This window comes from Microvirga sp. BSC39, from assembly GCF_000739015.1.
In the GTDB taxonomy this organism is placed as follows: domain Bacteria; phylum Pseudomonadota; class Alphaproteobacteria; order Rhizobiales; family Beijerinckiaceae; genus Microvirga.
In genome coordinates this window covers 68,415-92,572 of sequence record NZ_JPUG01000069.1, presented here as the reverse complement: position 1 = coordinate 92,572, position 24,158 = coordinate 68,415, and the positions used below count along the sequence as shown (strand labels likewise).

23 protein-coding genes and 1 pseudogene are annotated in these 24,158 nt (G+C 66.0%); 17 read left to right on the top strand and 7 right to left on the bottom strand.

All coding sequences use genetic code 11. The annotated features are described in order from the left end of the window. Positions 1 to 481, bottom strand: a pseudogene (locus tag MA07_RS17675) (hypothetical protein); the annotation flags it as partial. 196 nt (positions 482 to 677) lie between these two features. Here MA07_RS17675 and recO point away from each other — a divergent pair. The 3 genes from recO (at position 678) to MA07_RS17660 (ending at position 4,194) form a co-directional block, all read left to right on the top strand. After that, complete coding sequence (gene recO, locus MA07_RS17670) at positions 678 to 1,409, top strand: DNA repair protein RecO (protein WP_036353933.1); 732 nt, start codon at positions 678 to 680, stop codon at positions 1,407 to 1,409. A gap of 66 nt (positions 1,410 to 1,475) precedes the next feature. Then, on the top strand, positions 1,476 to 3,722 hold the full coding sequence (parC, locus tag MA07_RS17665) for a DNA topoisomerase IV subunit A (protein WP_036353930.1): 2,247 nt from the start codon (positions 1,476 to 1,478) through the stop codon (positions 3,720 to 3,722). 73 nt (positions 3,723 to 3,795) lie between these two features. Continuing rightward, complete coding sequence (locus tag MA07_RS17660) at positions 3,796 to 4,194, top strand: hypothetical protein (protein WP_052003279.1); 399 nt, start codon at positions 3,796 to 3,798, stop codon at positions 4,192 to 4,194. A 24-nt stretch (positions 4,195 to 4,218) separates the two neighbouring features. Here MA07_RS17660 and MA07_RS17655 read toward each other — a convergent pair whose 3' ends face one another. From MA07_RS17655 to hemB, 5 genes are all read right to left on the bottom strand, one after another. Beyond that, on the bottom strand, positions 4,219 to 4,965 hold the full coding sequence (locus MA07_RS17655; RefSeq protein ID WP_036353926.1) for an arginyltransferase: 747 nt from the start codon (positions 4,963 to 4,965) through the stop codon (positions 4,219 to 4,221). A 362-nt stretch (positions 4,966 to 5,327) separates the two neighbouring features. Continuing rightward, the gene (locus MA07_RS17650) at positions 5,328 to 5,807 is read right to left on the bottom strand and encodes an RDD family protein (RefSeq protein WP_052003278.1); all 480 of its coding nucleotides are present in this window, start codon (positions 5,805 to 5,807) and stop codon (positions 5,328 to 5,330) included. Between the two features lie 10 nt (positions 5,808 to 5,817). Further along, on the bottom strand, positions 5,818 to 7,059 hold the full coding sequence (locus tag MA07_RS17645; RefSeq protein WP_036353922.1) for a threonine ammonia-lyase: 1,242 nt from the start codon (positions 7,057 to 7,059) through the stop codon (positions 5,818 to 5,820). A 28-nt stretch (positions 7,060 to 7,087) separates the two neighbouring features. Continuing rightward, positions 7,088 to 8,443 carry a branched-chain amino acid ABC transporter permease gene (locus MA07_RS17640; RefSeq protein ID WP_052003277.1) on the bottom strand — a complete coding sequence of 452 codons (1,356 nt, stop codon included), beginning with the start codon at positions 8,441 to 8,443 and terminating at the stop codon, positions 7,088 to 7,090. Positions 8,444 to 8,469: 26 nt separating this feature from the next. Continuing rightward, the gene (gene hemB, locus MA07_RS17635; protein ID WP_036353919.1) at positions 8,470 to 9,510 is read right to left on the bottom strand and encodes a porphobilinogen synthase; all 1,041 of its coding nucleotides are present in this window, start codon (positions 9,508 to 9,510) and stop codon (positions 8,470 to 8,472) included. Between the two features lie 187 nt (positions 9,511 to 9,697). Here hemB and MA07_RS17630 point away from each other — a divergent pair, with 187 nt between their 5' ends. The 12 genes from MA07_RS17630 to MA07_RS17575 all read left to right on the top strand — a co-directional run bounded on the left by MA07_RS17630 (position 9,698) and on the right by MA07_RS17575 (position 22,365). Beyond that, the gene (locus tag MA07_RS17630) at positions 9,698 to 10,750 is read left to right on the top strand and encodes an enoyl-CoA hydratase/isomerase family protein (RefSeq protein WP_036353915.1); all 1,053 of its coding nucleotides are present in this window, start codon (positions 9,698 to 9,700) and stop codon (positions 10,748 to 10,750) included. After that, on the top strand, positions 10,750 to 11,208 hold the full coding sequence (locus MA07_RS17625; protein WP_036353913.1) for a DUF6163 family protein: 459 nt from the start codon (positions 10,750 to 10,752) through the stop codon (positions 11,206 to 11,208). The genes MA07_RS17630 and MA07_RS17625 overlap by 1 nt, the downstream gene beginning before the upstream one ends. A gap of 258 nt (positions 11,209 to 11,466) precedes the next feature. Beyond that, positions 11,467 to 12,738, top strand: a complete 1,272-nt coding sequence (locus tag MA07_RS17620; protein ID WP_036353992.1) for a L,D-transpeptidase family protein — start codon at positions 11,467 to 11,469, stop codon at positions 12,736 to 12,738. A gap of 385 nt (positions 12,739 to 13,123) precedes the next feature. After that, positions 13,124 to 14,428 carry a serine hydroxymethyltransferase gene (glyA, locus tag MA07_RS17615; RefSeq protein WP_036353909.1) on the top strand — a complete coding sequence of 435 codons (1,305 nt, stop codon included), beginning with the start codon at positions 13,124 to 13,126 and terminating at the stop codon, positions 14,426 to 14,428. A 15-nt stretch (positions 14,429 to 14,443) separates the two neighbouring features. Then, positions 14,444 to 14,950 carry a transcriptional regulator NrdR gene (gene nrdR, locus MA07_RS17610; RefSeq protein WP_036353905.1) on the top strand — a complete coding sequence of 169 codons (507 nt, stop codon included), beginning with the start codon at positions 14,444 to 14,446 and terminating at the stop codon, positions 14,948 to 14,950. Beyond that, positions 14,947 to 16,095, top strand: a complete 1,149-nt coding sequence (ribD, locus tag MA07_RS17605) for a bifunctional diaminohydroxyphosphoribosylaminopyrimidine deaminase/5-amino-6-(5-phosphoribosylamino)uracil reductase RibD (protein WP_036353902.1) — start codon at positions 14,947 to 14,949, stop codon at positions 16,093 to 16,095. Before nrdR ends, ribD begins: the two co-directional genes overlap by 4 nt. Then, positions 16,095 to 16,730 (top strand): riboflavin synthase, encoded by a 636-nt coding sequence (locus MA07_RS17600; RefSeq protein ID WP_036353897.1) that lies wholly within the window; start codon positions 16,095 to 16,097, stop codon positions 16,728 to 16,730. The genes ribD and MA07_RS17600 overlap by 1 nt, the downstream gene beginning before the upstream one ends. A gap of 154 nt (positions 16,731 to 16,884) precedes the next feature. Continuing rightward, the gene (gene ribH / locus MA07_RS17595) at positions 16,885 to 17,373 is read left to right on the top strand and encodes a 6,7-dimethyl-8-ribityllumazine synthase (RefSeq protein ID WP_036353894.1); all 489 of its coding nucleotides are present in this window, start codon (positions 16,885 to 16,887) and stop codon (positions 17,371 to 17,373) included. Positions 17,374 to 17,377: 4 nt separating this feature from the next. Then, positions 17,378 to 17,860, top strand: coding sequence for a transcription antitermination factor NusB (gene nusB / locus MA07_RS17590; RefSeq protein ID WP_036353891.1), 483 nt, complete (start codon positions 17,378 to 17,380; stop codon positions 17,858 to 17,860). 26 nt (positions 17,861 to 17,886) lie between these two features. Then, complete coding sequence (gene thiL / locus MA07_RS17585) at positions 17,887 to 18,876, top strand: thiamine-phosphate kinase (RefSeq protein WP_036353887.1); 990 nt, start codon at positions 17,887 to 17,889, stop codon at positions 18,874 to 18,876. Beyond that, positions 18,851 to 20,089 carry an MFS transporter gene (locus tag MA07_RS17580; RefSeq protein ID WP_052003276.1) on the top strand — a complete coding sequence of 413 codons (1,239 nt, stop codon included), beginning with the start codon at positions 18,851 to 18,853 and terminating at the stop codon, positions 20,087 to 20,089. The genes thiL and MA07_RS17580 overlap by 26 nt, the downstream gene beginning before the upstream one ends. 149 nt (positions 20,090 to 20,238) lie before the next feature. Next, positions 20,239 to 22,365 (top strand): sodium-translocating pyrophosphatase, encoded by a 2,127-nt coding sequence (locus MA07_RS17575; RefSeq protein ID WP_036353884.1) that lies wholly within the window; start codon positions 20,239 to 20,241, stop codon positions 22,363 to 22,365. Between the two features lie 117 nt (positions 22,366 to 22,482). Here MA07_RS17575 and MA07_RS17570 read toward each other — a convergent pair whose 3' ends face one another. Continuing rightward, on the bottom strand, positions 22,483 to 22,938 hold the full coding sequence (locus MA07_RS17570; protein WP_052003275.1) for an outer membrane protein assembly factor BamE: 456 nt from the start codon (positions 22,936 to 22,938) through the stop codon (positions 22,483 to 22,485). Positions 22,939 to 23,042: 104 nt separating this feature from the next. Between MA07_RS17570 and MA07_RS17565 the strand changes: the two genes are divergently transcribed. Beyond that, complete coding sequence (locus MA07_RS17565) at positions 23,043 to 23,573, top strand: ubiquinol-cytochrome C chaperone family protein (protein WP_036353983.1); 531 nt, start codon at positions 23,043 to 23,045, stop codon at positions 23,571 to 23,573. 12 nt (positions 23,574 to 23,585) lie between these two features. Then, positions 23,586 to 24,101 carry a DUF177 domain-containing protein gene (locus MA07_RS17560; protein ID WP_036353881.1) on the top strand — a complete coding sequence of 172 codons (516 nt, stop codon included), beginning with the start codon at positions 23,586 to 23,588 and terminating at the stop codon, positions 24,099 to 24,101. The last annotated feature ends 57 nt before the right edge of the window (positions 24,102 to 24,158 follow it).

The following is a 24,158-nucleotide window of genomic DNA, read 5'->3' as shown; positions in this document are numbered from 1 at the left end:
GGGCGCGTTCCGCAGGCTCTCCCTGGGCTGGACGCGCTGGCGTGGCAGGCGTCGTGCCGGAGGGCGGCGTGGGCCGCTCGGCCGGTTGTGCCGCGCCACGGCGCGGCGGCGGGGCATCCTCGGATTCGGTGGCGCGCGAGCCGCGCGGCCCATCGGGACCGCCGCGCTCCGCCGGACCGGCACCGCGGGGCGGGCGCTGGCCAGGCTCTTCGGAGGCGCCGGGGGCGCCGGCATCCTGGCCGCCCTGCCTGCGCTCCTGCGCGTCCCGTCGACGCTCCTGGCCCTGGCCGCCGCCGCGCGGCGAATCCGCGTCCTCGCGGGGTCTGCGACGGACGCCGGGTTGATCATCCTCCCCGGCGCTCGGTCCAGCCTGAGCGACGACAATGGGCGTCGCGGCTTCCGGCTGGAGGGCCGACACGTTCGCCGGCAGCAGCATCAGGGGAAGGGCGGTGCTCGCAAGAAACAGGCTGGAGAGTTTCATGGTTCTCGATTCATCACTAGACACACTAAGGTGTTCGACAATGTGAAGAGGGAATTTTGGTTCCCTCGGGGCGGATTCCGCTTTTGCAACAGAATTTTAGAAGTTGCCGGATATCGTTGAAAAACATGGCTGAATGCCCCCTGAATGCTTACATCAGGATTCCGGCAGATATCTTTTCCGAAGGCCACCACGACCGATGCACTGGACTGACGAAGGCGTCGTTCTCGGCGTCCGCAAGCATGGCGAGGCGAGCGTCATCCTCGAGCTGATGACGCGCGAGCACGGCCGGCATATGGGCCTTGTCCACGGCGGGCGCTCCAAGACCCTTCAGGCCGTCCTTCAGCCCGGCAACACCGTGCAGGCGACCTGGCGGGCGCGGCTCGACGAGCATCTGGGCACCTATCAGGTGGAGGGCCTGAACCTGCGCGCGGCCCGCCTCATGGGCTCGTCCATGGCGCTCTATGGATTGGCGACCCTCGCCCATCTCCTGCGGTACTTTCCCGAGCGGGATCCGCATTTCGCGCTCTTCGAGACGCTCACCGTCCTGGTCGACCACCTGGACGATCCCGATCTCGCTCCCGCCCTGTTCGTGCGCTTCGAGCTTGCCATGCTCACCGAGCTCGGCTTTGGGCTCGATCTCACCAGTTGTGCCGCGACCGGATCCGAGCGGGATCTGACCTATGTGTCGCCCCGGAGCGGGCGGGCGGTGTCGGCCGAAGCGGGCGAGCCCTACAAGGACAGGCTGCTCAAGCTGCCCGGGTTCCTGATCGGCCAGACTAGGGCCAATCGGCCGCGGGAGGAGGACATCCGGGAGGGATTTGCGCTCACCGACTTCTTCCTGCATCAGAACGTGTTCGGCCCGCAGGGGCAGCGGGCGCCGGACGAGCGGGCGCGTTTCGTCGCACTGGCCACGGCTGGGGACGAATGAGGTTTGTTTCTGTTATGTTCTTTTTTCAGATGATAAGAAGCGATTCGCAGTTGAGGATTTCGAGTCATGGGTAAGCCGGTCAATCCGCCGTCAGGGGGCGAGATCGAGAACATCAATCTCAAGGACGCCCTTGAGGAACGCTATCTCGCCTACGCGCTCTCGACCATCATGCACCGGGCGCTGCCGGACGCGCGCGACGGGCTGAAGCCCGTTCACCGGCGCATCCTGCACGCCATGCGGCTCCTGCGGCTCGACCCGAAGTCCGCGCCGAAGAAATGCGCCCGCATCGTCGGCGACGTGATGGGTCAGTTCCACCCCCACGGCGACCAGTCGATCTACGAAGCCCTGGTGCGCATGGCGCAGGATTTCGCACAGCGCTACCCGCTGGCGGACGGACAGGGCAACTTCGGCAACATCGACGGCGATGGCGCCGCCGCCATGCGCTACACCGAAGCGCGCATGACGGAAGTGGCGCGCCTGCTGCTGGAGGGCATCGACGAGGACTCCGTCGACTTCCGCGAGACCTACGATCAGGCCAACGAGGAGCCGGTGGTGCTGCCGGCCGCCTTCCCGAACCTGCTGGCCAACGGCTCGCAGGGCATCGCGGTGGGCATGGCCACCTCGATCCCGCCGCACAACGCAGCCGAACTCTGCGACGCAGCCCTGCACCTGATCGCGAAGCCCAATGCCGATACCGAGCAGTTGATGCAGTTCGTGCAGGGCCCCGACCTGCCCACCGGCGGCATCATCGTCGACACGCCGTCCGCCATGGCCGAGACCTACCGCACCGGGCGCGGCTCGTTCCGCGTGCGCGCCCGCTGGTCGAAGGAGGATCTCGGCCGCGGCAACTGGCAGATCATCGTCACCGAAATTCCTTATGCGGTGCCGAAGTCCCGCCTGATCGAGAAGATCGCCGAGCTGCTGCAGGAAAAGAAGCTGCCGCTTCTCGCCGACGTGCGCGATGAATCGGCCGAGGACATCCGCGTGGTGCTGGAGCCCCGCGCCAAGACGGTCGATCCGATCATCCTCATGGAATCGCTGTTCAAGCTCACCGAGCTCGAAAGCCGCGTTCCGATGAACGTGAACGTGCTCGCCGGCGGCAAGGTGCCGAAGGTGTTGAGCCTCGCCGAGTGCCTGCGCGAATGGCTCGACCATCGCCGAGAGGTGCTGATCCGCCGCTCGGGCTTCCGGCTCGCCGCCATCGACCGGCGCCTGGAAATCCTGGGCGGCCTGCTCATCGTCTATCTCGACCTCGACCGGGTGATCAAAATCATCCGCGAGGAGGACGAGCCGAAGGTGGAGCTGATGCGCGTTTTCCAGCTCACCGAGGTGCAGGCCAACGCCATCCTCGACACGCGCCTGCGTTCGCTCCGCAAGCTCGAGGAGATGGAGCTCAAGCGCGAGCAGAAGAACCTGCAGGACGAGAAGGCCAAGATCGAGGAGCTTCTGGGCTCCGAGAAGGTGCAGTGGAAGACGATCGCCGGAGAGATCAAGGAGGTCCGCAAGACCTTCGGTCCCGACACCGCGCTGGGCCGCCGCCGCACCACGTTTGATCTGGCGCCGGACACCTCCGACATCGACTTCGCCGAGGCCATGATCGAGCGCGAGCCGATCACGGTGATCGTGTCCGAGAAGGGCTGGATCCGTGCCATGAAGGGCCATCAGGCGGATCTCTCCGCCGTGCAGTTCAAGGGCGACGATGCGTTGAAGACGGCCTTCTTCGCTGAGACCACGTCCAAGATCGTCGTGGTGGCGGATAATGGACGCTTCTTCACCCTGGAGGCCTCCAAGCTCCCGGGCGGCCGTGGCTTCGGCGATCCGATCCGCCTCATGGTCGATCTGGAGGAGGGCGCCGACTTCATCGCGGCCTTCCCGTACAAGGCCGGCGGGAAGCTGCTGGTCGCGGGCACGGACGGTCGCGGCTTCGTGGTGCCCACCGACGAGATCACGGCGAACACCCGCAAGGGCAAGCAGATCCTCAACCTCGACGCACCGTCCAAGATGGTGGTCTGCACCGAGGCCGAGGGCGACCATGTCGCGATCATCGGCGAGAACCGGAAGCTGCTGATCTTCCCGTCGAAGCAGGTGCCGGAGATGACCCGCGGCAAGGGCGTGCGCCTCCAGCGCTACAAGGACGGCGGCGTCTCCGACGCCAAGGTCTTCAAGCTGAAAGAGGGCCTGACCTGGAAAGACACGTCGGGCCGCACCTGGACGGTGGCCAAGGAAGACCTGCGCGACTGGATGGGCGATCGCACCGAGGCCGGCCGCCTGCCGCCGAAGGGCTTCCCGAAGTCAAACAGGTTCGGGGAGTAACGATCTCCCGGTTTTCTATCGGAACCCTCCCGCCAGTCGGGAGGGTTTCTTTTTGCCTCGACGAGAGATCACCATGAAGGCCGTCATTGCGGGCATTCTCTACTGCGCCATCGTCTTCGCGCTCGGCTTCGTGCTCGGCACGATCCGTGTCCTGCTGGTCGCTCCGCATCTGGGCGAGACTGGTGCGGTGTTGATCGAGTTGCCGATCATGTTGGCGGCGTCGTGGGCCGCTTGCGGCTGGGTGCTGCGGCGGCTCCGCGTGGGGAGTGGCCTGGGCGAACGCTTCGCCGTGGGCGGCGTCGCCTTCGCCCTTCTGATGATGGCGGAACTCTGCGTCTCGGTGCTGGCCTTCGGCCGCACGCCAGCCGAGCATCTTGCCACTTACCGATCTGCGAGCGCCCTTCTGGGGCTTGCCGCACAACTCGTCTTCGCGGCCATGCCCCTCCTGCGGCGGACGAAACCCTACGCCTGATGCGCCTCCCGCCGAGGGCGGAGGTCACCCCACCCGCGCCCAACCATTCGCCAGCAGCCGCTCCTGCGGCTTGAAGCGGGCCTTGTAGCCCATCTTCTTGGAGCCCTCGACCCAGTAGCCGAGATAGAGGTACGGCAGGCCCATGGCCTTCGCGCGGCGGATGTGGTCGAGAATCATGAAGGTGCCGAGGCTGCGGTCGTGCTGCTCCGGCTCGTAGAACGAATAAACCATGGAGAGGCCGTCGCTCATCTCGTCGGTGAGGCAGACGGCAATGAGATCGCCCGAGCCCTTGCCGGTGATGCCGCTGTCGATGCCGCGCCGGCGGTACTCGATGAGCCTGGTGTCCACGTGGCTGTCCTCGACCATCATGGAGTAGTCGAGCACCGTCATGTCGGCCATGCCGCCATCCGCGTGACGGGTGTCCACGTAGCGGCGGAACAGGGAATACTGCTCGGAGGTGGGGCGGTTGGGCAGGGCGCTGCCGATGAGATCGGCATTGTCCTTCATGACGCGCTTGAGATTGCCCGAGGGCTCGAACTCATCCACCAGCACCCGCACCGACACGCAGGCCCGGCAGGTATCGCAGGCAGGCCGGTAAGCGATGGTCTGCGACCGCCGGAAGCCGCCTTGCGTGAGGATCTCGTTCAGCTCCCGCCCGCGCCGGCCCACGATGTGCGTGAAGACCTTCCGCTCCTCCTTGCCCGGCAGATAGGGACATGCGGACGGGGAGGTGAGGTAGAATTGCGGGGCGTCGCGGGGCTGGCTCGTCAATCGGGAAAGCCTTGTGGAGAAACCTTGAGCGCTTCGTCAACGCTTGAAGGATAACATTGGTGTCCCGCACGTCCAGGAAAAGTGGGCGAATGTCACACGGGTGTGTTTTCAGAAGGTTCGCACCTCGGTGTCATCCCCAGCGCACGAACTGCGGGAAGGGGATCCACTCACACGCACTGCGCTATGGATTCCCTTCCCCTCCGCTGCGCTCCGGCCGGGAATGACACCCACCACGTCATGACCGTCCCCGGACTTGATCCGGGGATCAGTCCCGGCCATCCCGATCAGGATAGGCGCCTCAATCAATCGAGATCACCGGCACAGGGCCGGTGAAGACGAGAGCGGGCTTCAACTCCGACGGATCAGGCCCGCACCACCATCATGCCCGTGAGCAGGTCGCGGATGAAACGGCGGTCGTCGCGGATGAAGCCGACGAACACGTCGCAGGCCCAGAGCAGGAAGGTGGAGATCGCCACGTAGAAGAACAGCGCGTGCACGGCAGCCGACAGCGGGGAGGCGCCCCGGCCGGTGCGCGGGTCGATGACGCGAAGGCCCATATAGCGCATGCCCACCGTCGCCTGGGACGCGCCGCCGATGGTCACCGCGTTGTAGACGATGAAGATGAGCGCCGTGAGCGGAAGCGCGAAGAACAGCCCCCAGCCGAGCCCGAGCGTGATGATCCCGAGGAAGAAGATCCCGATGGAGATCAGCACGACCCAGAGGGCGATCACCACGAGGTCGATCAGGTAGGCCCAGAAGCGCCGGCTGATGACGCCGTCCGTCACCCGGTCCACCTCGTAGGACGGGTAGTTCAGGGTCGGTGGGTAGGGACGGTTGACCATGGGTCTCTCCTCAGAAGGCTGTCTCGGGCAGGCTGCGGGACACGATCCGCTGCGGAGCGAGTCCCTCGGCTGCCAGAGCCTCGAACACCTCCAATGTATGTTGTCTGTCGCGCGTTTCGATAGTGATGTCGATGGAAACGCCCTTGGCAGGCACGTCCAGGAACAGGCGTCCATGGGACACTTCCAGGATGTTGGCCCCGAGCTGGCCCAGCAGGCTCGCCACGCGGCCCAGCAGTCCCGGACGGTCGTTGGAGGTGATGCGGAAGGAGGTGATGCGGTCGTCGCGCTCCAGTTCGCGCACCATGACGGAGGCAAGGATCCGGGCGTCGATGTTGCCGCCGCAGAGCACGAGGCCGACGCGCTTGCCCTCGAACCGTTCGGGCTGCGCCATCATGGCGGCAAGCCCCGCAGCACCCGCGCCTTCCGCCATGGTCCGCTGCAGGGTGGCATAGGCATTCACCGCGCGCTCGATCACGGGCTCCTCGACGGCGATGATGTCCGACACGAGATCGCGCACGATGGGCAGGGGCAGCTGGCCCACGGTCTTCACCGCGATGCCTTCGGCCAGGGTCGCGCCGCCGATCGGCTGGTTCTGGCCCAGGATGGCGTTGCGGAAGGACGGATAGAGGGCCGCCTCCACGCCGATGATCTCGATGTTGGGCTTGAGCGCCTTCACGGCGACCGTGATGCCGGAGATCAGCCCGCCGCCGCCGATGGGCACGATGATCTGGTCGAGGTCGGGCGCGTCGGCGAGCATCTCAAGCCCGATGGTGCCCTGGCCGGCCATGACCTTCGGGTCGTCGTAGGGATGCACGAAGACGAGACCCTCGGCCTCTGCGATCTCGCGGGCGCGGGCGGCCGCCTCATAGAGCGTTTCGCCGAACAGGATCACCTTGGCTCCGTAGGAGCGGGTGTTCTGCGCCTTCACCAGGGGCGTGCCCTCCGGCATGACGATGGTGGCCGGGATGCCGAGGCGCCGCGCATGATAGGCCACCGCCTGGGCATGGTTGCCGGCCGACATGGCGATGACGCCGCGGGTGCGCTCGTCGGCTTTGAGGCTTTCCAGCTTCGTCACCGCACCGCGCTCCTTGAAGGAGCCGGTCGGCTGCATGTTCTCGTGCTTCACGCAGACGGTGGCGCCGGTGAGCTGCGACAGGCGAGGGGCGGGAACGAGCGGCGTCCGCAGCACCTGGCCACGGATCGTCTCCGCGGCACGTGTGACATCGTCGATGGTGATGGGGTAATCGGCCACTGTGTCCTCCGGAATCGTATTATAGCCCTTAAACGGGTCTTGGTGTCGGATCTTGGAAACCCAGCAGGCCGCTGGGCCGGAAGATCAGGAACACGACCAGCGCCGCGTAAAGCGCCATGTCGCGAACCTCGATAGGCAGATACGCCGACCACAGGGTCTCGAACAAGCCCACGGCGAAACCTCCTAACATCGCCCCGGGGATGGAGCCAATCCCGCCGATGATGGCGGCGATCAGCGCCTTGAGACCGTACTGGAAGCCTCCGGCAAACCCCAGGCCCCCATATTGAGCCACGATCAGCATCCCCGAGAGCCCCGCCATGGCGCCCGCCAGAGCCAGAGTTTGGACGAGCAGGCGAGGGCCGTTGACTCCCATGAGCGCTGCGGCTTTTGGATCGTCCGCATAGGCCCGCCAGGCTCGTCCGAAAGCGGTGGCCCTGACGAGCCAGAGAAGGCCCAAGGCCGCGACCAAGCCGATGCCGGCCGTGATGGCCGTGATCGGCGTCAGGCTGACGAGAAAATCCTGTGCACGGGCCAGCGGCCAGGCCTCGGACCAGATCGGCGGCAGCCACACGGTCACGGGACTCTGCACGAGCCGCAGGTATTCCATGAGGAACAGGGAAAGGCCGACCGTCGCGATGAGACTCGGCTGCGGACTCTCGGCGGTGATGCGCCCGATGGTGAAATGACCCCCGACCGCACTGTGGATCGCGCCCGCGAAGAGCGCGGCCCCGAGGCCGACTGCGAGCCCGAGCACGGGCGCGCTGGCGCCCGCCACCAGCACCACCGAGGCGCCTGCAATGGTGGCTGCCGATCCGACGGCCGCGAGTTCGCCGAAGGCGAGATTGATCCGTCCGCTCAGGCCGAACACCAGGGCGAAAGCCGTGGACAGCAGGGCGTAGATGGCGGTTCGCGGCAGGCTCACCAGGATCTGCTGCAGCCAATAGGCGGCCGCCATCGGGATCTCGGTCACGTCCGCATCGGTGCGGCTGCCGGGATCGCCCGCCGCGCCTTCGGGCGTGTCGAGATAGTAGCGCTTGAGCATGTAGAGGCTGGCGCCGGACAGCGGGCCTTCCTCGGTGCCGAGGCCCGTCAGCTCCGCCTTGTTGGGCGACAGCCCCGCCGCGGCGAACTGGCAGATCGCGAACCGTTCCAGCACCGGGCGGTCGGGATACTGGGCAATGTAGTCGATCCGCAGGCTTCGCGCGACCGGTCCTTCGCGCACCCTCTCAACGGCGATCACCGCACCTGGATTGAGCGCCGGCAGGGCCGAGCGGCAGACCCGCGCCTGCTCGGCGTCGATGGAAAGGCCGCAGGCAGATATGAGACTCAGACTCCACAGGAGGGCGGCAAGCCGCCACAACCTGACGAATCCTGAGCCTGACATGTGCGAGCCTGAATGATTGGCGGCAATCAGCCCTGCTTCAGCTTCTCCGCGACCCGGGGAGCGAAGTAGGTGAGGATGCCGTCCGCGCCGGCTCGCTTGAAGGCCAGAAGGCTTTCCATCATCGCCCGCTCTCCGTCGATCCAGCCATTGGCGGCCGCGGCCTGGATCATCGCATACTCGCCGGAGACCTGGTAGGCGAAGGTCGGAACCGCGAAGGTGTCCTTGGCCCGGCGCACGATGTCGAGATAGGGCAGGCCGGGCTTCACCATGATCATGTCGGCGCCTTCATCCAGATCGAGGGCGATCTCGCGCAGGGCCTCGTCGGAATTGGCTGGGTCCATCTGATAGGTGCGCTTGTCGCCCACGAGGCAGGCGCTGGTCCCGATGGCGTCGCGGAACGGACCGTAGAACGCCGAGGCGTATTTCGCCGCATAGGCCATGATCTGCACGTCCTGGAACCCGGCCTCGTCGAGACCGGCGCGGATCGCCGCGACGCGCCCGTCCATCATGTCGGAGGGCGCGATGATGTCGGCGCCGGCCTCGGCCTGGAGCAGGGCCTGGCGCACCAGGAGGGCCACCGTCTCGTCGTTGAGGATCCGCTCGCCCTCCAGCACGCCGTCATGGCCGTGGGTGGTGTACGGGTCGAGAGCGACGTCGCAGATGATGCCGATGGTCGGCACCGCCTTCTTGATCTCGCGCACGGCGCGGCAGACGAGGTTGCGGCTATTGAGCGACTCGGATCCGGTCGGATCGCGCAAGGACGGATCGGTGTAGGGAAACAGCGCGATGGCCGGGATGTCGAGCGATGCGGCCCGCTCGGCCTCGCGCACGGCTTCCGTGATGGTCAGCCGCTCGACGCCCGGCATGGATGTGACTGGTGTGCGGCCGCTCGCGCCCTCGACGATGAAGATCGGCCAGATCAGGTCGTTTACCGTCAGCACGTTCTCGCGCACCAGCCGTCGCGCCCATTCCGCTTTGCGGTTGCGCCGCGGGCGATGAGATAGGTTCAGGGAGGACGAAAGGGCTTCCTCTGAAGCAGGGCGGGGGAATGGCGACAGTTTCGACATGATCCTCATCCAGGCCGGCTTCGCTGCGCCGGGGGCTTGGGAGAGGGTTAGCACACTTAAATCATTCTAAAAAAGGGTTCGAGGTCGCACATGGAAAGGATCCGTGGGACATTGTGCTCAACCCAGCCATCCATTGACGGCCGGCCCCGGCCTTGTTTTAAGCCGCATCGAGATGAAGGAGTGTTTCATGGACGAGAGCGTCGAAATCGTCGGCGAGAGGCAGGGTGAGGCCGGGCTCATCACGCTCAACCGTCCCAAGGCGCTCAATGCCCTCAACCTCCCCATGGTGCGCGAGATGCGCCGGGCGCTCGACGCCTGGGAGCGGGACCCGTCCGTCACCCGCATCGTCGTGCAGGGAGCCGGCGAGAAGGCCTTCTGCGCCGGCGGCGACATCCGGCAACTCACCGAGGACCTGAAGGCCGGCAAGCGCGACGAGGCGCTCGCCTTCTGGCGCGAGGAGTACCAGCTCAACATCCGCATCAAGCGCTATCCCAAGCCCTACATCGCCCTCATCGACGGCATCGTCATGGGCGGCGGGGTCGGGGTGTCCCTGCACGGCTCGCACCGGGTGGCGGGCGAGCGCTACCTCTTCGCCATGCCCGAGGTCGGGATCGGGTTCTTCCCCGATGTGGGCGCCACCTACGCCCTGCCGCGCCTGCCCGGCGAGACCGGCATGTACCTTGCGCTGACGGGCGAGCGGGTGAAGCGGGCGGACGCCGTCATGCTGGGGCTGGGGACGCACTCGGTGGCGAGCGCAAGCATCCCAGGATTGCGCGAGGCGCTGATTGCCGGCGAGCCGGTGGACGAGGCTCTTGCCCAAGCCGCTGCCGATCCCGGCGCCGCGCCCCTGGAGGCCAATCGGGCCATCATCGATTCCTGCTTCTCGGCCGAGAGCGTCGCCGCCATCCTGCAGCGCCTCGACGAGGCTGCCGCCAAGGGCTCGGACTTCGCCGCCAAGACGGCCGCCGGCATGCGCACCAAGTCGCCGACGAGCATGAGCCTGGCCTTCGAGCAGGTGCGCCGGGGTGCCTCCCTCGACTTCGAGGAAGCCATGAAGGTCGAGTTCCGCATTGTGTCCCGCATCGGCGACGGCCACGATTTCTACGAGGGCGTCCGGGCGGTCATCATCGACAAGGACAACCAGCCCCGCTGGCAGCCCGCCTCCATCGAGCAGGTGGACAGGGCCGTCATCGAGCATCACTTCGCGAGCCTCGGACCGCACGAGCTGGAGATCGCCTGATGCCCCGCAGCGGCAGCCAATCGTCCGGCCACGCGGCACGGGAATATTTGTCCGATCGGATCGAGGAGCGCCCCGCGCCCCAGGGCTTCATGCGCTGGAGCTTCGTGCTCACCTGCTTCATGCGCATCCTGGCGATTCTCTGGATCATGAAGGGCCTGAGCGCCTGGGCGGTGATCCTCGGCATCTGGACCCCTGTGGGCCAGTTCGAAGCCCGCTCCACGGGCTATCAGGCCACCATCATCTACTTCGCCCTGATCGACCTGATCGCCGCCGTCGGCCTGTGGATGGCGAGCACCTGGGGGGGAATCATGTGGCTTCTGGCCATCATGAGCCACCTGATCCTGGCGGCCTTCTTCCCCGGGATCCTCTCCAGCGGGGTGACGACCGTGGCGTTCTTCCTCACGCTGATGGCCGTCTATCTCGGCATCTCCTGGCTGGCGGCCCGGGAGGGGCACTGACCCGCTTCCCATAGCCAAGCTCCTCACGCAGAAGTGTATCATCAAGACAACAGTTCAAGGTTACATGGCCCTCGAGAGCGGTTCCGAGGCGCGAGGAGCGGCCCGTCGGGCGGATTGCCATAAAACGGCCCCGATGTTCCTCGTTTTCGATACCGTTCTTTAATCCTATCCCGGCACTTAATCGCCAGGAGAGGGGGAGCCGGGCGTCTGTCCGTCACTCCCGCCATGACCACACCTAACCGGGAAGAGCCTGCGCTCATGTTGTCTCGCCGTAACCTACTGACTGGATCGCTCGCCCTGATCTTCACGCCGGCCACCGGAGCCCTGGCGCAGCAGTTTGCCCAGACCCAGGCCGAGTGGTCGCAGAATTACGAGGCGGTTTCCCGCACCCGCGTGCAGCGGACCTCGACCCCGATGCTCTCGGCCGAGTCGCTCGCCGCCACCGAGCAGATGATCGAGTACTACCGCAACATCGCCGCCCGCGGCGGCTGGCAGCCCGTGCAGGGCGCCCAGGGTCTGCGCGTAGGCTCCAAGAGCCCGGCCGTCATGGCCCTGCGCCAGCGCCTCATCATCTCCGGCGATCTCGATCCGGCCGCCGGCGAATCGCCGATCTACGATTCTTACGTCGAGTCGGCCGTGCGCCGCTTCCAGGCCCGCCACGGCATCAGCTCCACGGGCACCATGACGGGTCCGACCGTGGTCGCCGTGAACGTACCGGTCGACCTGCGCATCCGTCAGCTCGAGATCAACGTCGCGCGCCTGCGCAGCCTCGTCGGCACCGGGCTGCCCGGCCGCTACGCGGTGGCCAACATCCCGGCCGCTCTCGTCGAGGCGGTGGAGGGCGGCGTCGTCCACACCCGCCACGCGGCCGGCGTCGGCAAGATCGACCGCCAGTCGCCCCTGCTGAACTCGAAGGTGGTCGAGGTCAACTTCAACCCGTTCTGGACGGCTCCGGCCTCCGTGGTGAAGAAGGACCTCATCCCGAAGATGCAGAAGGAGCCGAACTACCTGACGGAGAACAAGATCCGCATCTTCAATGCGGCCGGCCAGGAAATTCCCTCCAGCCAGATCAACTGGTTCTCGGACGAGGCGACCCGCTACCGCTTCCGCCAGGATCCGGGCGGCGACCTGAACTCCATGGGGTTCGTGCGCATCAACATCCCGAACCAGCACGGCGTCTACATGCACGATACGCCCTCCAAGGGCATCTTCGGCGACGACTTCCGCTTCGTCTCCTCGGGCTGCATCCGCATCCAGAACGTGCGCGACTACATCGAATGGCTCCTGAAGGACACCCCCGGCTGGAGCCGCGAGCAGATCGACGCCACCTTCCGGTCCGGCGAGCGCATCGATGCGCGCCTGGCGCAGCCGGTTCCGATCCACTGGATCTACGTGACCGCCTGGGCGACCCCCGACGGCCTCGTGCAGTTCCGCGACGACATCTACAACAAGGACGGCCTCGGCAACGCCATCCCGGTCGCCAGCCGCGTGCCCACCGAGCCGGACCAGGAGATGTTCCTGCAGAACTGACCTGCGGAGCTCACCTCTATCGCGACGTCATCACCGGCCTTGTGCCGGTGATCTCGTTTCCGAGAGGCGCGACGCTTTTCGATCGGGATGGCCGGGACGAGCCCGGCCATGACGAGGAGGGTGTCATCCCCGGCGCACGAAGTGCGGGAAGGGGATCCACTCACACGCTCAGCTTCATTGAATCCCTTCCCCTGCGCTGCGCTCCGGCCGGGAATGACACTGGAACCGGCCTCCGGCTTCTATCCGGGCCGGCCGTTGCATTCCTGAAGCCCAGTGGGCATGTCCTGCGAGCGGGTTGGCGCGGTGAAGCCAGCCATGATAAAGCCCAGGCAACCAGGATTCAGCGGCCCGCCTCTGGCGGGCTCACACCAAGGCGAGGGTACTCATGAGCGCGAGTGAAGCGGCACACAGCCATCTCTCCAACAGCTTCTTTTCGGCAAGCCTCGCCGACAGCGATCCGGAGATCGCTCGCGCCATCGGCCTGGAACTCGGCCGCCAGCGCGACGAGATCGAGCTGATCGCCTCCGAGAACATCGTGTCCCGCGCCGTCCTGGAAGCGCAGGGCTCGGTGATGACCAACAAGTATGCGGAAGGCTATCCCGGCCGCCGCTATTACGGCGGCTGCCAGTTCGTCGACATGGCCGAGGAACTCGCCATCGACCGCGCCAAGCGCCTGTTCGACTGCAAGTTCGCCAACGTCCAGCCGAACTCCGGCTCCCAGGCCAACCAGGCCGTGTTCATGGCGCTCATGAAGCCGGGCGACACCTTCATGGGCCTGGATTTGGCCTGCGGCGGCCACCTGACCCACGGCTCGCCGGTCAACATGTCCGGCAAGTGGTTCAACGTGGTGAGCTACAAGGTGCGCGAGAGCGACCAGATCATCGACATGGACGAGGTGGCCCAGCTCGCCCGCGAGCACAAGCCGAAGGTGATTGTGGCCGGCGGCTCGGCCTATTCGCGCTTCTGGGACTTCGCCCGCTTCCGTGAGATTGCCGATGAGGTCGGGGCCTTCTTCATGGTCGACATCGCGCATTTCGCCGGCCTCGTGGCTGGCGGTGCCCATCCGTCCCCGTTCCCGCATGCCCATGTGGTCACCACCACCACTCACAAGACCCTGCGCGGCCCCCGCGGCGGCATGATCCTGACCAACGAGGAAGACCTCGCCAAGAAGTTCAACTCGGCCATCTTCCCGGGCCTCCAGGGCGGCCCGCTCATGCATGTGATCGCAGCGAAAGCTGTTGCTTTCGGCGAGGCCCTGCGCCCCGAGTTCAAGCTCTATGCCCGCTCCGTGGTCGAGAACGCCAAGGTGCTGGCTGACACCATGCAGGCTGGCGGCTACGCCATCGTGGCCGGCGGCACGGACAATCACCTGATGCTGGTCGATCTTCGCCCGAAGAAGCTCACCGGCAAGGCGGCGGAAGCAGCAATGGGGCGCGCCCACATCACCTGCAACAAGAACGGCGTGCCATTCGATCCCGAGAAGCCGATGGTGACCTCCGGTGTCCGTCTCGGCACGCCCGCCGCCACCTCCCGCGGCTTCGGTGTGGCCGAGTTCAAGCGGGTCGGCGAGCTGATCGTCGAGACCCTCGACGGTCTGGCGAAGAACGGCGACGAGGCCAATGCCTCGGTGGAGGAATCGGTGAAGGCTCGCGTTCACGAGCTGACCCGCCGCTTCCCGATCTACGCCTGAGGGTAAAGCTGATCCATGCGTTGCCCTTACTGCGGGGGCCTGGACACCCAGGTGAAGGATTCCCGCCCCACGGACGATTCCTCGTCCATCCGCCGCCGCCGCATCTGCCCGGATTGCGGCGGTCGGTTCACGACCTTCGAGCGCGTGCAGCTGCGCGAGCTCACGGTGGTGAAGCGCTCCGGCCGGCGCGTTCCCTTCGACAGGGACAAGCTGCAGCAGTCGGTTGACGTGGCCCTGCGCAAGCGGCCGGTGGAGCCCGAGCGCGTCGAGCGCATGATCAACGGCATCGTGCGCCAGCTCGAGAGCATGAGCGACGGCGAGGTGTCGAGCGAGCAGGTGGGCGAACTCGTCATGGAGGGGCTGAAGGGCCTCGACGACGTGGCCTATGTGCGCTTCGCCTCCGTGTACAAGAATTTCCGCGAAGCCAGGGACTTCGAGGAGATTCTTGGCAAGCTGGCTGAGGGCGAAACCGTCGACCTGCCGCCGCCTCCCAAGAAGAAGCGCGCGCCGACCGAGCCATGACCGGACCCGGCGCCAGGGGGCTGCCGCCTGACCGGACGAGCGAGGACGAGCGCTTCATGCGCCTCGCCATTGCGCTTGGCTCCCGGCATCTCGGCCTGACCTGGCCGAACCCCTCCGTGGGAGCCGTGCTGGTCGATGAGAGCGGCGAGGCGCCTGTCATTGTCGCGCAAGGCATCACCCAGGCTGGCGGTAGGCCCCATGCGGAGCGGATGGCCCTTGAAGCTGCCGGGGAGCGCGCCCGAGGGGCGACCCTCTACGTGACCCTCGAGCCCTGCGCCACCCGCAGCAGCCGGGACCACGGCCCCTCCTGCACCGATCTCATCGTGGCGGCCGGGATCGGTCGCCTCGTCGTCAGCGTCGCCGACCCGAGCCCACACGCGGCCGGCCAGGGACCGGAGCGCTTCAGCCATGCGGGCATCCCGATGACCATCGGGTGCCTGGCCGAGGAGGGTGCAAGGCTTCATCGGGGACACGTCACCCGGGTCGCGAAGGGGCGACCTGCCGTGACCGTGAAGCTCGCCCGGAGCACGGAAGGTTTCGCCGGATCGCGCCATGGCCCGCGCCTGATCCTTACGGGAGAGATCGCTCAGGCAAAGGTCCACCTGATGCGCGCCCATGCGGATGCGATCATGGTCGGCGTCGGGACGGTGCTGGCGGACGATCCGCTGCTGAACGTGCGCTTGGCTGGCCTGGAGAGCCGCTCCCCGGTCCGCGTCATCGTCGATTCCCACTTAAGGACGCCGATCACATCGCGGGTTGCAGCCGGTGCGCGGGAGATCCCGACCTGGATTCTGACGACCGTGGAAGCACCTGTCGACGCCGAAAGGGTGCTGACGGCGCAGGGTGTCGAGGTTCTTCGGGTCTCCAGCGACGAAGCCGGTCGCGTCTGCCCGCCCGAGGCCCTGGGGCTTCTCGGCGCACGCGGCGTCACGCAGGTCTTCTGCGAGGGCGGGCCGGATCTGGCGGATGCGCTGGCAAGAGTCGATCTCATCGACGATCTGGTCCTGATCACGGGCCGCTCGGCGCGGGGCGAGGGCGACGTTCCGGCGCTCGGCCTGTCGCTGCAGGACCGCATGGACAATCTTAGCCTATGGGCCGAGGAGCAGATCGGCCCCGATCTTTTCATGTTCTGGGAGAGACCCTGATGTTTACGGGTATCGTCACCGATGTCGGTGAAGTCGCGGCGGCCGAAGGGTCTCAAGGCACCCTCAAGCGCCTGCGCATCCACTCGTCCTACGATCCCGCCACCATCGTGCTCGGCGCCTCCATCGCCTGCGGCGGGCCGTGCCTCACGGTCGTTGCCTTCGGCGAGCGGGAGGGCGGCTGCTGGTTCGACGTGGATGCCGCGGCCGAAACCCTGGAGCGCACCACGGTCGGCGAGTGGCAGGCGGGCACCAGGGTCAATCTGGAGCGCTCCCTGAAGATCGGCGACGAACTCGGCGGACACATCGTCACCGGGCACGTGGACGGGTTGGCCACCATCGTGGCCAAGGAGGCGATCACGGCGGGCGACGATCCCTGGGGACCGACCGCCCGATTCACCCTGAAGGTGCCGCCGGCGCTTGCCCCGTTCATTGCCGAAAAGGGCTCGGTCTGCCTCGACGGCACGTCGCTCACCGTGAACACGGTCAACGACGACATGTTCTCCGTGCTCATCATCCCGCACACGCTCGCCGTGACCACCTGGGGCGACCGGCAGGTGGGCGACAGGCTCAACCTGGAGGTCGACCTCATGGCCCGCTATGCGGCGCGGCTTGCGGACGCGCGCCGGGCGGGGTAGGGACTTTCAACTTTCCTTATATAGCCCTCATCCTGAGAGTCGGACCGAAAAGGTCTGGCGCGGGTTTTCCCTCCCCACAAGGGGGAGGAGAACTGCCGGCGCTTTTCGTCCAGACGCTTGGAATGAAGGCTCACACTAAAGGTGTTCGAGACCTATGGTCGCCCATTCCGCCAAGCCGCAAGGCTCCCGTCCGCCGGTCCCCGGTGCCCGCATTCTCGTCGTCGAGGCCCGCTTCTACGACGACATCGCCGATGAGCTTCTGCGCGGCGCGCAAGGCGCCGTCGAGGCGGCGCAGGCCACCATGGACGTGCTGACCCTGGACGGTGCCCTCGAGATCCCGGCCACCATCGCCATCGCGCTCGACGCAGCCGAGAAGGCCGGCCGGCCCTATGATGCCGTCGTGGCCCTGGGCTGCGTGATCCGCGGCGAGACCGGACACTATGACATCGTTGCCGGCGAGAGCGCCCGCGCCCTCATGGACCTGTCGGTCGAGCGCCGCATTCCGCTCGCCAACGGCATCCTGACCGTCGAGAATGATCAGCAGGCCTGGACCCGCGCGAGCGTGAATGAATTGAATAAGGGTGGGGGCGCGGTGGAAGCGGCTCTCGCCGTCCTGCGCATCAAACAGAAACTGGAGGCCTGATATCATGACGAAGCCAGCAGAGCGCTCGGCCGCTCGCCTCGCTGCCGTCCAGGCCCTCTACCAGATGGACATTTCCGGCAAGACCGTCATCGACGCGCTCGCCGAGTTCGAGGCCTTCTGGATCGGCCGCGAGGTCGAGGGCATCGAGTTCAAGCCGTCGGACACCACCTTCTTCCGCGACATCCTGTCGGGCGTGGTCAAGAACCAGCGCGACATCGACGTCAGGATCGACAACGCGCTCGCCACCGACTGGCCCCTCAAGCGGATCGAGGCCGTGCTGCGCGCGATCCTGCGCGCCGGCGGCTACGAGCTGATGTTCCGCAAGGATGTCCCGGCCCGCGTGGTCATCACCGAATACGTGGACGTGACCCACGGCTTCTACGGCGACGACGAGCCGGGTCTCGTCAATGCGGTGCTCGACAAGGTCGCCCGCGAGGTTCGCCCCGGCGAGCTCGAGAAGAAGGCCGCCGGGCAGGGCGGGCGGTAACGCGAACGGGCGATGGTGGCCGGCCGATGAGTGCGAGCGAACGCCCGAGCGAGGACAGCCTCATCGCGCGATTCTTCGCTCCCATCGCAGGTGAAGGTGCCCTCGGCCTCAAGGACGACGCAGCCTGCCTGACGCCGAAACCCGGCCACGACCTCGTCCTCACCACGGACGCCTTGGTCGAGCGCGTCCATTTCCTGCCCGAGGACGCTCCCGGCTCCATCGCCCGCAAGGCGCTTGGCGTGAACGTCTCCGATCTTGCCGCGAAAGGCGCCGATCCGGCAGGCTTCCTCCTGAGCCTCGCCCTGCCTGACGGCTGGACCGAGGACTGGCTTGCGGATTTTGCTGCCGGGCTCGGCCAGGCGTCGCGGGATTTCTCGTGCCCGCTTCTCGGCGGCGACACGGTGAAGGCGAGGGGGCCCCTGACCCTGTCGGTCACCGCCGTGGGGCAGGTGCCGGCCGGCCGCATGGTCCAGCGGACCACGGCGCAGGCCGGTGACCTCATCTGCGTCACCGGCACCATCGGCGACGGGGCCTTAGGGCTCAAGCTCCGCTCCGCCCCGTCCTGGAGCGATGGCCTCTCGCCGGACGAGAAGGCGCATCTCGCCGGCCGCTATCTCCACCCCCAGCCCCGCCACCGGCTCGCTGCCGCCCTGCGCGATCATGCCAGCGCCGCCATGGATGTCTCGGACGGTCTTGCGGGCGATCTCGCCAAGATGATGAAGGCCAGCGGCGTCTCTGCCCTGATCGAGGCGGATCAGGTGCCGCTGTCGGCGGGGGTCGCCAAGGCCATTCAGGCGTCGCCCGAACTGCTGGATCTGGCCCTCACCGGCGGCGACGATTACGAGATTCTCTGCACTGTCCCGGAAAAGGCTCTCGACAGGTTCCGCCAGGAGGCCGATAGCATCGGCATCCCCCTGTCCGTCATCGGCCGAGTCGTCCCAGGGTCCGATCGGCCGCTCTTTCGGATGAACGGTCTCGAAAGACGCTACGATGTCGGCTCCTACCAGCATTTCTGACAGCTCCTACCAGGCGCCCTCCAGTGACGGGATCGCCAAGCACAATGCCGTCGTGTTGGCTGTCGCCATGGCGCTCGGCGGGTCTAGCCCAGCTATCGTGGTCTCCCTTGGTGGCCTCGTGGGGCAGGCCTTGGCGTCGAACAAGGAACTGGCGACCCTTCCCGTGAGCCTGCTCAATCTCGGGCTGGCCCTCGGCACGATTCCGGCCGCCATGCTAATGCGCAAAGCGGGACGCCGCATCGGCTATGTGGTCGGCGCCGGCATCGGCCTGGCCGGCGGCTGCCTCGCGGCCTACGGCATCGCCTCCTACAGCTTCGTGCTCTTCTGTCTCGGCACCCTGATCATCGGAAGCTACGGCTCCTTCAACCAGAGCTACCGCTTCGCCGCGACCGACGCGGCCTCCGAGGCCTTCAAGCCGAAGGCGATCTCCTGGGTCATGACGGGCGGCCTAGTTGCCGGCGTGGTCGGGCCACAGACCGTGATCTGGACCCGGGATGCGGTTGAGGCCGCGCCCTTCGCCGGAGCCTTCCTGGGGCAGGCAGCTCTCGCGTTCCTCTCGATGATCGTGGTGTGGTTCATGCGGCCGGCGCCGGTGAGCGTTGCCTCCACAAAGGCTGGGGGTGGCAGGCCCTTGAGCGAAATCGTGCGCCAACCCCGATTCATCGTGGCCGCCGTTACGGGGCTGGTGTCGTACAGCCTCATGACCTTCATGATGACGGCGGCCCCGCTGGCGATGATCGGCTGCGGCCATTCGGTCGGAGCCGCGGCGCTCGGCATCCAGTGGCATATCCTGGCCATGTTCGGCCCGAGCTTCTTCACCGGCCGCCTGATCTCCCGTTACGGCAAAGGGCCGGTGACGGCGGCGGGGCTCGTGCTGATCGCTATTTCCGCCGTGATTGGGCTGTCGGGCATAACCATCGCCCACTTCTGGATCACTCTGATTCTGCTTGGCCTTGGCTGGAACTTCGGCTTCATCGGAGCCACGGCTCTGGTGACCGATTGCTATCGTCCCGAGGAGCGCGCCAAGGTTCAGGCCGCCAACGACTTCCTGATCTTCGGCTCGGTCGCCGTGGCGTCGTTCTCCTCCGGCAAGCTCCTGAGCGCCGGCGGGTGGGAAAGCGTGAACTGGCTGGTCTTCCCGCCTGTCCTCATTGCCCTAGCTCTTCTGGCTTGGCAGCAAAAGGCCAAGGTGATCGCACCCGCTAAAGTCTAAAGGTATTCCTGTGTGTTCTTTCCGCAGGATTGTTGCGAACTGCCTAGTTTTTTGCCACCAAATATAAAGTTCGCTGGGGGTAGGGGCCGCTCAAGGCCAGAAAACGAGCCTTGAGGAGCGGCTTTCTGCTTTCCCATAACAAGGATGGCATGATGGCACTCACCCTAATTATCTTGGGCGGGCTTCTTTCGATCGCATATGGCTTCTGGGCCATCAGCGACGTGATGAAGCGGGACGCCGGTTCGCAGCGTATGCAGGAAATTGCCGGGGCAATTGCCGAAGGCGCGAAGGCTTATCTCCGCAGGCAATACGTCACCATCGCAATCGTCGGCGTAATTCTGTTTGCCATCATCGCCTATCTGCTCGGCATACGGGTCGCCATCGGCTTTGCCATCGGCGCCATCCTCTCGGGTCTAGCGGGCTTCATCGGCATGAACGTGTCCGTCCGCGCCAATGTGCGCACCGCCCAGGCTGCAACTCAGTCCCTCGGGGGAGGCCTCGATGTGGCCTTCAAGTCCGGTGCCGTCACGGGCATGCTCGTGGCCGGTCTCGCCCTTCTCGGTGTCGCCCTCTATTACGGCTATCTCACCCGGATCGATGGGTTCCGGCCCTCTGACCGCGTGGTCATCGACAGCCTCGTGGCGCTGGGCTTCGGCGCCTCGCTGATCTCCATCTTCGCCCGTCTCGGCGGCGGCATCTTCACCAAGGGCGCCGACGTGGGCGGCGACCTCGTAGGCAAGGTCGAAGCCGGCATTCCGGAGGACGATCCGCGCAACCCGGCGACTATCGCCGACAACGTGGGCGACAATGTCGGCGACTGCGCCGGCATGGCGGCTGACCTGTTCGAGACCTACGCGGTGACCGTGGTCGCCACCATGGTTCTCGCGGCGATCTTCTTCGCCGGGCAGGCGAATCTCGACACCATGCTGTTGTATCCGCTCGGCATCGGCGCGGCCTGCATCGTGACCTCGATCCTCGGCACCTTCTTCGTCAAGCTCGGACAGAACGAGTCCATCATGGGCGCGCTCTACAAGGGGCTGATCGTGACCGGTGTGCTGTCCGCCATCGCCATCGGCCTCGTGACCTGGCAGATGATCGGCTTCGGAACGATTACGGGGGCGGAGTTCACCGGCCAGGACCTGTTCTGGTGCGCCATCATCGGCCTTGCCGTGACGGCTCTGATCGTCGTCATCACCGAGTACTATACCGGCGTCGGCTTCCGTCCCGTGCGGTCCATCGCCCAGTCCTCGGTGACCGGCCACGGCACGAACGTGATCCAGGGCCTCGCGGTCTCCCTCGAGTCCACCGCGCTTCCGACCATCGTCATCATCGCGGGCATCATCGTGGCCTTCAAGCTGGCGGGTCTCTTCGGCATCGCCATTGCGGTGACGGCGATGCTGGGCGTCGCGGGCATGATCGTGGCTCTCGACGCCTTCGGTCCGGTGACGGACAATGCAGGCGGCATCGCCGAGATGGCCGGCCTGCCGAAGGAGGTCCGCAAGTCCACGGACGCTCTCGACGCTGTCGGCAACACCACCAAGGCGGTGACGAAGGGCTATGCCATCGGCTCCGCGGGCCTCGGTGCATTGGTGCTCTTCGCGGCCTATACCTCGGACCTGAACTACTTCACCCAGAACGCGGCGCAGTATCCGTACTTCCAGGGCGTGGCTCCGAACTTCTCCCTGACCAACCCCTACGTGGTGGTGGGTCTTCTGTTCGGCGGTCTCATCCCCTTCCTCTTCGGCGGCATCGCCATGACGGCCGTGGGCCGGGCAGCCGGTGCGGTGGTCGAGGAAGTGCGCCGTCAGTTCCGGGAGAAGCCGGGTATCATGGCCGGCACCGACCGTCCCGATTACGGACGCGCCGTCGATATGCTGACCCGGGCGGCGATCAAGGAAATGATCGTGCCGTCGCTCCTGCCGGTGCTGGCTCCCATCGTCACCTACTTCGTGGTCTACTGGGTGGCGGGCAAGTCCGAGGCCTTCTCGGCCGTCGGTGCCATGCTGCTGGGCGTGATCGTGACGGGTCTCTTCGTTGCCATCTCGATGACCTCGGGCGGCGGCGCCTGGGACAATGCTAAGAAGTCCTTCGAGGATGGGTTCACCGATGCCTCCGGCACGACCCACCACAAGGGTTCGGAGGCCCACAAGGCATCCGTGACCGGCGACACCGTCGGCGACCCCTACAAGGACACGGCAGGCCCTGCCGTGAACCCGGCGATCAAGATCACCAACATCATCGCCCTGCTTCTCCTGGCCATCCTGGCTCATTCGTAGAAGCAGCGGTCCTGAATGCACGAAACCCGCGGTGAGAGCCGCGGGTTTTTTCATGAGGCGTTCGCCATGAAAATGGCCGGGGCGAGCCCGGCCATCAAGGTTTCCGAAAGCTTCGGCTCAGGTGCCGAACGGGTTGAAGCCGCTCGCGCCGCGGAAGATCTGTCCGAGGAAGCTCGATTCCTCACCGCCGGCAGGGGTGGTGCGGCTGATGAAGTCGAAGACACGGCCATCCTGCAGGCCATAAAGGGCGATGCGCTCGACGCGGAGACTGTTGTCGAAATAGACCGCCGTCACCTGCTGATCCACGACCTGCTCGCCCATGAACTGCAGGGAGCGGCGGGACTTCTGGCTGATGTAGTACCAGTTCCGGTTGCCCACGGTGGACACGGTCGAGGGGGTTCCGAGGGTCTGCAGAACCTGCTCGGCGCTCATGCCCTTCCTGACCTGGGAGATGGCGCGCTCATCCACGACATAGCCGCGTTGGAATTCCTCGCCCACCGTGCAGGCGGCGACGGACGAAGCGAGAAAGGTTGCTGTAGCCAGGCGCACCAAAAGAGGATGATATCGACGCATCGTGCGGTTCTTCCAGAAAATGCGGCGCGGATAAGCTTGCGCCTATGGACCGTGATGGCGTAACCCGGGGCTACGATTTTGACAAGCTTTGGAAGGGCAGGGCTGTGATCTTCAGTCTCTTCCGCAAGGATCCCCGGCGCACAATCATCGCGACGCTCTACAAGAGCGTCGCGACCGCATCCCGTGAGCCGGGGCTCTACGCGTCACTCGGCATTCCGGACACCGTCGAGGGACGGTTCGAGGCTCTGTCGCTCCACATGATCCTGGCGCTTCGGGCCCTGCGCGAATTGCCGAGCCCTGCCGATGAGGTCGCCAAGGACCTGACTGACGCCTTCTTCCGGGACATGGATGCTTCCCTGAGGGAGATGGGCGTGGGCGATACGGTCGTGCCCAAGCGGATGAAGAAGATCGCCGAGTCCTTCTACGGAAGGGCCCAGGCCTATGACGGTCCTTTCAACGCCTCCGACGAGGCGGGTCTCGCCTCGGCTCTTGGCCGGAACGCTTATGGCAGCGAGGCACCGGCGACCGCCCTTGCGTGTTATGCTCTCGCGGCCGATCAGCAGTTCAAGACCGCCAGCCTCGACGTGCTTCTGGAGACAGGGCCCGTCTTCCCGAGGCCCGAAGCTTTCGCATAAGGAGGGAACCCCATGACACCTGAAACCGTGGGTCCATTGTCGCGGCTCATCGACGTCATGAAGATCCCGCCGCGCGGGCAGGACGTGCATGTGGAAGCAACGGCCGAAGAATGCGCAGCCCTTGCCCGGGATTTCGGGCTGCCAGCCATCCAGTCGCTCAGCGGCGATTATCACCTGAAAACCTCGGCCAAGGGGATCAATGTGACCGGGGTGGTCAAGGCCTCCATCACCCAGATCTGCGTCACGACCCTCGAGCCCTTCGACTCCGCCGTCGAGGAGGAGGTCGAGGTGGATTTCGCCGAGTCCTCGGGCATGCCGGCCGAGCCGCCGACCGACATCAACGAGTATGAGCCTCCGGATGAGATCGTGAACGGCCAGATCGACCTAGGTGCACTCACGGCCGAGTTCCTGGCTCTCGGGCTTGACCCCTATCCGCGCAAACCCGGCGTCGACTTCGATTATCGGGACCCTTCCGATGAGAAGGACTCGCCGTTTGCGGCCCTGAACAAGCTGAGGGAAGGCAAGTAACGGGCGGTTTGGAAGCACGGGCGTCATGGTTTTCGCCTCCCCTGACCCTTTTGCCCG